Genomic DNA, 9,206 nt, shown 5'->3' with positions numbered 1-9,206 from the left:
TCGTTGGTCCAGTGGGAGATGCGGAAGACGTGATCGATGACCGGGATGGCATTGCCGAGCGCGATGTGGGCAGCCACCCAGGTTTTGGACCAGCGGTCGAGGGTGAAAACGACGAAGGAGATGAGCAGGAGCCAGGGCAGGCGGATAGAGGATGTGAGGCTCACGGGACGGTCTCCGGCTGCGGGGGTTCGATGTTCATTTCGTGCAGGGCATGCTGGCAGCGGGTGCAGACATTCTCCCAGATGCCGTAGTTGGAGACTTCAGGCATGAAGTTCCAGCAGCGTGCGCATTTGTGGCCGGAAGCGGGGGTCACATCGACTGCAGGCGCATGAACAATGAGCTTTCCCGTTGGATCGGTTTTCGCAGCATCGACCAAGGTGACTCTCGACACGTTCATGAATTCCTTGAGTGCGGATTCGTAATTTTGAAGTATGCGCAGATCATCATGTCCGGCGTGGATCGTCACATCTGCTTCCAAGGCTTTGCCGATTTTCTTTTCCTGGCGCGCCAGTTCAAGTCCTTTCAGGACCTCATTGCGTGTGGATAGCAGCGTTTCCCAATCCTTGGAAATGCCTCGCGGGTCTTCCGAAAACACCTCTTCTGGTTTGGGAAACAGGGCGAGGTGCACGCTGGCTTCGCGGCCTTCGATGGCGGGCAGGTACTCCCACACTTCGTCGGATGTGAAGCTGAGGATGGGCGCGAGAAGACGGGTCAGTGTCTCAGTGATCTTCCAGAGGACCGTCTGAGCCGAACGGCGCGCGGGATTGGTGGGCGCGAAGGTGTACATGCGATCCTTCAGCACGTCGAGGTAGAACGAGCTGAGGTCGACGATGGCGAATTCGTTGACCGCGTGATAGACACGATGGAACTCGAATTGTTCATACCACGCGAGGATCTTCTCGGTGAGCTCGCGGGTGCGGGCGAGCATGTAGCGGTCGAGCGGGAGGAGGTCGGATTCGGCGATCGTGTCGGTTGCGGGGTTGAAGCCGGCAAGATTTCCGAGCAGGAAGCGGAAGGTGTTGCGCAGCTTGCGGTAGATCTCGGCGCAGCGGGCCATGAGGTTTTCGCTGGCGGCCATGTCCTCGCGGAAGTCGACCGAAGCGACCCACAGGCGCACGATCTCGCCGCCCATGCGCTGGGCGATGTCGACGGGATCGACGCCGTTGCCGAGCGACTTGGACATGGCGCGGCCCTGCTCGTCGAGTGTCCAGCCGGCGGTGGCCACGTGCGAATAGGGAGCGCGGCCGCGCAGGGCAACGCTGGTCAGCAGGGAGGAGTGGAACCAGCCGCGGTGCTGATCGCCGCCTTCAAGGTAGAGGACCGTGGGGGCGGCAGGGGCTAAAGCCCCTCCTTTTTCCTGGGGCTGATATGGCCCGGCTGAAGCGGTGCCCTTGTTACCAGGCCCGCTCGCGACGAGTTGTTCGGAGGCGCCGGCTTCCCCGTGCTGGAAAGCTTTGTACGGGCGGGAGAGTTCGGGGTCGGATTCGCACACGGCAAACCAGCTTGTGCCGGAGTCGAACCAGACGTCGAGGATGTCGGTTTCTTTGCGGAACTCGGCTTTGCCGCACTTGGCGCACTGGGTTCCGGCGGGAAGAAGGTCCATCGCTTTGGGCTCATGCCAGGCTTCGGCGCCCTGGTCTTCAAACAACTGGACGACTTTGCGGTTCAGCCCGGCGTCGATGACGGGCTCATTGCAGCCCTCGCACAGGAATACGGCAATAGGCACGCCCCAGATGCGCTGGCGGCTGATGCACCAGTCGGGGCGGGTGGCGATCATGTTGGTGATGCGCTCTTTGCCCCAGGCGGGATCCCAGGTGACCTTGTCGATCTCCTCGATGCTGAGCTGGCGGAATGTCGTGTCGGTTCCGTCGGCGCGCTTCATGGGCGTCTCGAGCGAGATGAACCACTGCTCGGTGGCACGGAAGATGACGGGGTTGTGGCAGCGCCAGCAGTGCGGATAGGAGTGCTCGAGGTTGCCTGAACCGAGCAGCGCGCCGTGCTCGGCGAGCAGGGCGAGGATGACGGGGTTGGCCTTCCAGACCGTCAGGCCGTCGAATGGCGGCGGAGCGGCGAGGTTCCAGGCGCTTTCGTCGTAATGGATGCGGCCGGCGGCGTCGACACGGCAGGTCAGGTCGAGGCCGTATTTCTGCCCGGTGTAGAAGTCCTCCGCGCCATGGGAGGGGGCGGTGTGGACCGCGCCGGTGCCGGTGTCGGCGGTGACGTAGTCGCCGAGGACGCCGAGGATGGAGCGGTCGAGGAAGGGGTGCTGGAAGGTCTGACGCTCGAGCTTAGCGCCCTTGAAGCGGGCGATCTCCCGGGGATTCTGGAGCTTTGTAGCCGCGATGACGCTTGCGGCGAGTTCGGCGGCAACGATGTAGACGGGGCCTTCCCCGCCCAGGCCGAGCCTGGATGGGGCACCCGGGTCTGTGGCGTCCGAGGCCGTTGCGAGGGCGACGTAGTCGAAGTCGGGGTGGAAGGCGACGGCCAGGGACGCGGGCAGCGTCCACGGGGTCGTGGTCCAGATGATGGTGTATACCTCGCGGCCGGCCAGGGCTGGATCGAGCGCCTCCGCGGGCGAAGTCAGCTTGTAGCGCACGTAGACGGACGGGCTGGTGTGGTTCTCGTACTCGATTTCGGCGTCGGCGAGGGCGGTGCGGTCGTGGATGCACCAGTAGACCGGCTTGAGTCCGCGATAGACGAAGTCCTTCTCGAGGAAGCCGTAGAAGGCCTCAAGGGTGCGCGCTTCGTAGTCGCGCGACATGGTTTTGTACGGCGAGCCCCAGCGGCCGAAGACGCCGATTCGTTCGAACTGCGAGGTCTGGAGGTCAATATATTTTTGCGCGTAAGCCCGGCATGCATCCAACACTTCAGCGGCGGGCATCTCCAGTTTTTTGCGGCCAAGCTGCTCATCAACCTTGATTTCAATCGGCAGGCCGTGACAGTCGAACCCTGGAACGTAGGGAGCGTCATAACCGGCCATGGTTCTGGACTTTACGACAAAATCCTTCAAGCCTTTATTTAAGGCATGGCCGAGGTGAATGGGCCCGTTGGCATAGGGAGGACCGTCGTGAAGGATGTAGGAAGGGCGGCCTTTGCCGGCCTTCCGCAGCTCGTCATAGAGGCGCAAGGATGCCCAGCGGGCCAGACGAAGTGGTTCATTCAGAGGCAGATTGGCCTTCATGGGGAAGGCCGTCTGGGGCAGATTCAGGGTCGCCTTGAGCTCCGGCGCTGGGGGCATTGGTTCTCCGTAATTTGTGCAGAATCGGTCTCTTCAAGTGTAACTGGCGACGGGCGGTGTTTGTTGGATGTGTGAGGGTTGGGAAGGGTGCGCGGGCAGCGGGCCGGGGTGTCTGGCAAAAAGCTCAGTTCCCTCACAATCCAGATGCAATCAGGATACTTTTTGGGCTAGTCCCCTAACAACTTAACGGACGAGTCGTCTATTCACTTATGGGAGTTCCTAAGCCTGCGGAATATGAGATTCTGGAGCCCGGACAGGCCGCCGCTGGTCCGGTAGACTCGAGTAACCATTCGGAGACTTCCAGCCCGGCCGCCGCGACAAGACTCACGACGTTCGAGCATAATGAATCCTTGGGCGGAAACGGCAACGACCGCCGGCCCGTGAATCCAAGGGGAAGGTACGCCGGTCCAACTGCCGGGATCACATCTATGACACAAACAGTCACCCCGTCCGACGTACCCACGGCGGAAGGTCACGAACTCGATACTTTCCTCGGACGCGGGTTTGAAGAGAAGCCTATCTGGACGGAGTTGTACGGCAACCTCCGGGACTTCTTTTTCCCGCCCAAGCTGCCACCTCTTGAGCTGACGTCCGCGCCTATCCCGGTGATTGACCGCATGGCGGTCAAGACCAACCCCTGGGCTGTGGGAACGGCCACGGTGGTCAACGGCTTGATTTTGGCAGTGGTGCTGTTTTTCGGGGCGCGCAAGATCTACCAGGAAATCAAGAAGCCGCCGCTGACCGCGACCAACATCGACATCTCCGACTTCAAGGCTCCGCTGAAGGCCAACAAGGCGGGCGGCGGCGGCGGCGGCGGTTCGCATGACCTGGTGGATCCGATCAAGGGCCATCTTCCCAAGATTGATCCTCATCCTCAGGCTCCGCCGATGGTTCCGCTGGTGGAGAAGCCAAAGCTGGCGGTCGATTCCGCCATCAATGTGCAGAAGGACATCAAGCTGCCTGACAACCCGCTGCTGCCCATGGTGGGTGTCCACAGCTCGCCCAATGTGAGCCTGGCCTCGAACGGGCAGGGAACGGGCGGGGGTATGGGCACCGGCTCCGGCGGCGGATTGGGATCAGGCAACGGGAACGGCTACGGGCCGGGGACCGGCGGCAATACTGGTGGCGGTGTTTATCGCGTGGGCGGCGGCATTTCGGCTCCTGTGGCCATCAACGCACCGGAAGCCGAGTTCAGTGACGAAGCGCGCCGGGCCAAGTACCAGGGCGAGGTGATGATCAGCCTGATCGTGGACGCGCAGGGAAATCCGCAGAATCCGCGGGTGGTGCGGCCGCTGGGCATGGGGCTGGACGAGAAGGCGCTTGAGGCGGTGCGGAAGTACAAGTTCAAGCCTGCGCTCAAGGATGGCCGCCAGCCGGTCCCCGTCATGGTGACGATCGCGGTGAACTTCCGCCTTTACTGATGGGATGGGGCGCAGGGACCCATCAAGGGAACGAGAAAAACCCCAGACTCGGCGGAGTCTGGGGTTTTTGCTGCGCAATCCGAGTTCTGGCTGAACGTGCTCGCACGATGAAGAACCGCGGAAATGCGAACCGCTGTCCCGGGTCGTCGGCGCAGGTCTAGTGGCTTGCGCTGAATGCGGTTGCTGTGTGCCGCGACGGATCACTGAGCAGCGCAGCCTGCACACGGCGGTGCTGAGCCTCGGTGTACCAGGCCGGGCCGTATTCCTCCAGGAGGCAAGCGAGGTCGCGCAATACCGCTTCAGGAGAATTGAGGTTGTGGGGAATGCCGGCCTTCATCGTTTCGACTTTTTTAATGCCACTCTGGTTCATGATTCTCTCCTGCAGACTGGTAGGAAGTAGTGGTTCGCAAAGCTCCTGTGCGCGCCTGGAGCGGGGCGACTGTGAGAGCGCTTTCTGATCATTTCGATGCCAACTCCGCTGCTTGCGTGCACATTAGGTTCGACGACTATCAAAACACAAGGTTGACTGAAGACTTTCTGAACACTTCCTTAAAAGTTGCTTGCGAGCAAGCTGTCGAAAGTAGATGATGCAACCATAACTCCCGTACACAAAATCTTCCCTCCCGGTTGCCGATGGAACGAATTCTGATAGTTGAAGATGAAGTGAAGCTCGCCGATGCCATAGCCGAGGGGCTGCGGCAAAGCGGGTTTGAAGCGGCCGTTGCGTGGTCAGGCGAGCAGGCAATGAAGCACCTTGCCACCAACCAGGCCGACGTCATTTTGCTTGACCTGATGCTGCCGCGGCTCAGCGGACTGGAGATTGTGCGAGAGCTGCGGCGCGGGGGCACCAAGACGCCGGTGCTGATTCTGACCTCCCGCGGGGATGTGGATGACCGGGTGCGCGGGCTGGACGCCGGGGCCGACGACTACCTGGTGAAACCGTTTGCGTTTCCGGAACTGCTGGCACGGCTGCGCGCTCTGAAACGGCGGACGGTGATGGATGCTCCGGTTCTCCTCCAGGTGGCCGATCTGACAATGGACCTGAAGGCGCATGTGACCACCCGCGCGGGGAGCGTTCTGGATTTGACGGCCCGGGAGTTTGAGCTGCTGGAGTACCTGATGGCCAACCGGGGCACGCTGGTGTCGCGGGAGATGATTGTGCGCGACGTGTGGAAGGCTCCCATGCGCTACTCCACACTCGACAACGTGATCGACGTGCACATTGCGCGTATTCGGCGCAAAGTGGACGACCCGTTTCCGGCCAAGTTGCTGCATACGATCCGCGGAGTGGGATTCGTTTTGCGCCAGGCGCAGGAGGACTGAGTGCGGTTCCGTTCTCGATCGATTCGTTCGCGGCTGATGCTCTCCTACATGGTCATCTTCAGCATGTTGCTCACGGCCTATATCGTGGGTAGTTCGCTGCTGCATTACTGGCAGATCAACGAGCAGCTTTATCACGAGGAGGTGGAGGACCTGGAGACTGTAGAAGGGCTGCTCTATTTCGATGGAGACGGGCACCTTTTTATGCACGAGGACTACCACAGCCGTCCTGAAGCGCGGAAGGTAATTGACCGGCTGATGCAGGTGATGAGTCCGACGGGCGAGGTTCTTTTTCGCAACGACAGGCTGAGGGAGTGCGATCTGGGCGGTCCTCCGGCTCCCGGCGAGTTCACCAGGCGCCTCTATGTCGCGCGCCGGGCCCGGTTGTGCGACGGCAGGCCCGTGTTTTGGGTAAGCCATCTTCATGTGATGAAGGGCCACATGCTGCTCATGCGCGTGGGCTATAACGTGTATCCGCTGCGCAAGCGGGCGCTGGGATTTTTTCTGAGCATGGCTTTGGTGATGCCGTTTGCGCTCCCGCTTGCCGGAATCCTGGGGTATCGACTGACAGGACAAGCGCTGCGGCCGCTGGATAACATGGCGCGGACGACCGTGCGCATCACGGCCAGCCGCTTGAGCGAGCGCATTCCGGTGGAGAACCCGCACGATGAAGTGGGGCACATGGCCCTGGTGCTGAATACACTGCTGGAGCGCCTGGAAGACTCCTTCGACAAGCTGAAGAGGTTTACGTCGGATGTTTCGCACGAACTGCGCACGCCTCTTGCGTCGATGCGCAGCGTGGGTGAAGTGGGAATGCAAACCGATCATAATGCCGATGGGTACTGCGACGTGATTGGCAGCATGCTTGAAGAGGTGGCAAAGCTGAGCTCGATGGTCGACACGCTGCTGACCATGGCTCATGCGGAGTCAGGCGATATCGATCTGCAGAAGACGGAGTTTGCATGGAGCGAACTGGTGCACGAGTCCGTGGCGCTGCTCTCGGTTCTGGCGGAAGAGAAGGGGCAGTCGATTGCGGTGGAGGGTGACACGGCGATTCAGGTGTTGGCTGACCGCAGGTTCCTGCGGATGATGCTGATCAACCTGCTCGACAATGCGGTGAAGTACTCGCCGGACGATAGTGCCATTCGAGTGATGTGGTGGGCGGAGCCCGGCGCGCGGGGCGCCACGCCTGCGATTCTCCTGGCGGTCGAGGATGAGGGACCTGGCATTCCTGAAGTGGCGCGGCAGAAGGTGTTTGACCGGTTCTATCGTCTGGACGATTCTCGCACGCGGGCTACGGGGGGCGCCGGGCTTGGCCTGGCTATCGCGAAGTGGGCGGTGGAGGCGCATGGGGGGAGTATTGCGATTGATTCAGGACGAACCGGAGGCGCGCGTTTCCGCGTGATCCTGCCGGTTATTGTGCTGATGGACGTTGCTGTGCGGTAGCGCGTGGTTCTTGCGAGAGGGCGTTTAAACTGGAAGTGTGAAGATTGCGCTCGCGCAGATTGACCCAACCATAGGCGATTTCACCGGAAACCTGGCAAAGATTCTGGACGTGAGCCGTCGTGCGGCGGAGCAGGGCGCTCGGCTGGCGGTATTTTCAGAGCTTTGCATCTGTGGGTATCCGCCTGCCGACTTTCTGGAAAAGCCGAGTTTTCTGGCACGCTGCCGTGCGGTGGTGGACGAGCTGGCCGCGGCCACGCATGAGCTGGGCTGTGCGCTGCTGGCGGGTGTGGCGTTGAAGGCGCCGGAGGGGTCGGGCAAACCCGCGGTGAATGCGGCATTCCTGATCGACAAGGGGCAGATTCTGCTGGAGCAGCACAAGCGGCTGCTGCCCTTTTATGACGTGTTTGACGAGCAGCGCTACTTCTGCCCTGGCAACAGCCAGAAGGTGGTGGAGCTGGATGGCGTGCGGCTGGCTGTGAGCGTGTGCGAAGACGCGTGGAACGACAAGAACTTCTGGCCGCAGCGGCTTTACGCGATCGACCCGATTGAAGAGTTGATGGCGCAGCAGGCGCAGATGCACATTAACATTTCGGCTTCACCCTACTGGCATGGCAAGCGCGCGGTGCGGCGCCGGATGCTGACGGCGATTGCGAAGAGGGATGGCATCCCCGTGGTGCTGTCGAACCAGGTGGGTGGCAATGACAGCCTGATTTTCGATGGCTCCTCGCTGGCGATCAACGCGAAAGGCGAAGTGGTTGCGCAGGCGAGAAGCTTTGCTGAGGACCTGGTGATCGTGGATCCATTCACGGCCGCCGAGATTGACGTTCCCGAAGAGGATGACAGCGAGGGGGCTTATCACGCCCTGGTGCTGGGCACGCGCGATTACGTGCGCAAGTGCGGATTCAGGAAGGTGCTTGTGGGGCTGAGCGGCGGCATTGACTCAGCGCTGGTGGCGGCGATTGCCACGGAGGCTTTGGGCGCGGAGAACGTGATTGGCGTGGGGATGCCGAGTCCGTATTCGTCACAGGGGTCGATTGACGACAGCCGGAAGCTGGCGGCCACGCTGGGAATACGGTACGAGATTCTGGGCATCAGCGGGCTGTTCAGCGAGTTCACGAAGACGTTGGAGCCGCTCTTTGAAGGGATGGCGAGCGATCTGACCGAGGAGAACATTCAGCCGCGGGTTCGCGGAACGCTGCTGATGGCCTTGTCAAACAAGCTGGGCGCGCTGGTGCTGACGACGGGCAACAAGAGCGAGATGGCGGTGGGTTATTGCACCCTTTATGGCGACATGGTGGGCGCGCTGGCAGTGATTGGCGATCTGATGAAGCTGAGGGTCTACTCGATGTGCGGCTGGATCAATCGGGGGGGCGAGGTTATCCCGCAAGCGATCCTGGTCAAGCCACCGTCGGCCGAGCTGCGGCCGGGGCAGATGGATACGGATTCGCTGCCGCCGTATGAGGTGCTCGATCCGATTCTGGAGGCTTATGTGGAGCGGTATGAGACGCCGGAGCACATTGCGGAGAGTTACGGATTTCCGCTGTCGCTGGTCCAACAGGTGGTGCGGCTGGTGGAGCGCTCAGAGTATAAGCGGCAGCAGGCGGCGCCGGTTCTGAAGGTCACTTCGAAGTCTTTCGGCATGGGACGGCGTTTTCCCATAGCGGTAAAGGTTCAGGTATAAGTTTACGGAGAGACTCGCGCAGATCAGTCATTACGATGGCAGGCCGTGGTTGGGGACGAAATCTCTGCCGGGGCCAGATGGAATTCGTGAATCCCAGGTC

General features: G+C 61.2%; 6 protein-coding genes. 4 read left to right on the top strand and 2 right to left on the bottom strand.

Going from position 1 to position 9,206, the window contains the following annotated elements; translation table 11 throughout:
• Nucleotides 1-160: 160 nt before the first annotated feature.
• Nucleotides 161-3,238 carry an isoleucine--tRNA ligase gene (locus tag VGL22_RS08695; protein ID WP_465266512.1) on the bottom strand — a complete coding sequence of 1,026 codons (3,078 nt, stop codon included), beginning with the start codon at nt 3,236-3,238 and terminating at the stop codon, nt 161-163.
• A 428-nt stretch (nt 3,239-3,666) separates the two neighbouring features.
• On the opposite strand from VGL22_RS08695, the gene VGL22_RS08690 reads away from it, so the two are divergent.
• Nucleotides 3,667-4,659: an energy transducer TonB gene (locus VGL22_RS08690; protein WP_465266511.1), complete on the top strand. Its 993-nt coding sequence runs from the start codon at nt 3,667-3,669 to the stop codon at nt 4,657-4,659.
• Between the two features lie 157 nt (nt 4,660-4,816).
• On the opposite strand, the gene VGL22_RS08685 is transcribed toward VGL22_RS08690, so the two are convergent.
• Nucleotides 4,817-5,029 carry a hypothetical protein gene (locus VGL22_RS08685; RefSeq protein WP_465266510.1) on the bottom strand — a complete coding sequence of 71 codons (213 nt, stop codon included), beginning with the start codon at nt 5,027-5,029 and terminating at the stop codon, nt 4,817-4,819.
• 263 nt (nt 5,030-5,292) lie between these two features.
• Here VGL22_RS08685 and VGL22_RS08680 point away from each other — a divergent pair, with 263 nt between their 5' ends.
• Genes VGL22_RS08680 through VGL22_RS08670 form a run of 3 tightly spaced genes read left to right on the top strand, consistent with a single transcriptional unit; the run spans nt 5,293 to nt 9,106 of the window.
• Entirely contained in the window at nt 5,293-5,982 is a 690-nt protein-coding gene (locus VGL22_RS08680) for a response regulator transcription factor (RefSeq protein WP_465266509.1), read from the top strand.
• Nucleotides 5,983-7,425 (top strand): sensor histidine kinase, encoded by a 1,443-nt coding sequence (locus VGL22_RS08675; protein ID WP_465266508.1) that lies wholly within the window; start codon nt 5,983-5,985, stop codon nt 7,423-7,425. It abuts the gene before it with no gap.
• 37 nt (nt 7,426-7,462) lie between these two features.
• Nucleotides 7,463-9,106, top strand: coding sequence for an NAD+ synthase (locus VGL22_RS08670; RefSeq protein ID WP_465266507.1), 1,644 nt, complete (start codon nt 7,463-7,465; stop codon nt 9,104-9,106).
• Nucleotides 9,107-9,206: the final 100 nt, after the last annotated feature.

It is taken from the genome of Occallatibacter sp. (assembly GCF_036502485.1).
Taxonomy (GTDB): Bacteria; Acidobacteriota; Terriglobia; order Terriglobales; family Acidobacteriaceae; genus Telmatobacter.
Note: the sequence above shows the minus strand (reverse complement) of the source record. Positions and strands in the feature narration are given on the sequence as shown.

Bases quoted from the DNA above. Each gene is read 5' to 3' on its own strand.
- VGL22_RS08685 (WP_465266510.1), bottom strand. From the start codon at position 5,029: ATGAACCAGAGTGGCATTAAAAAAGTCGAAACGATGAAGGCCGGCATT.
- VGL22_RS08695 (WP_465266512.1), bottom strand. From the start codon at position 3,238: ATGCCCCCAGCGCCGGAGCTCAAGGCGACCCTGAATCTGCCCCAGACG.
- VGL22_RS08680 (WP_465266509.1), top strand. From the start codon at position 5,293: ATGGAACGAATTCTGATAGTTGAAGATGAAGTGAAGCTCGCCGATGCC.
- VGL22_RS08690 (WP_465266511.1), top strand. From the start codon at position 3,667: ATGACACAAACAGTCACCCCGTCCGACGTACCCACGGCGGAAGGTCAC.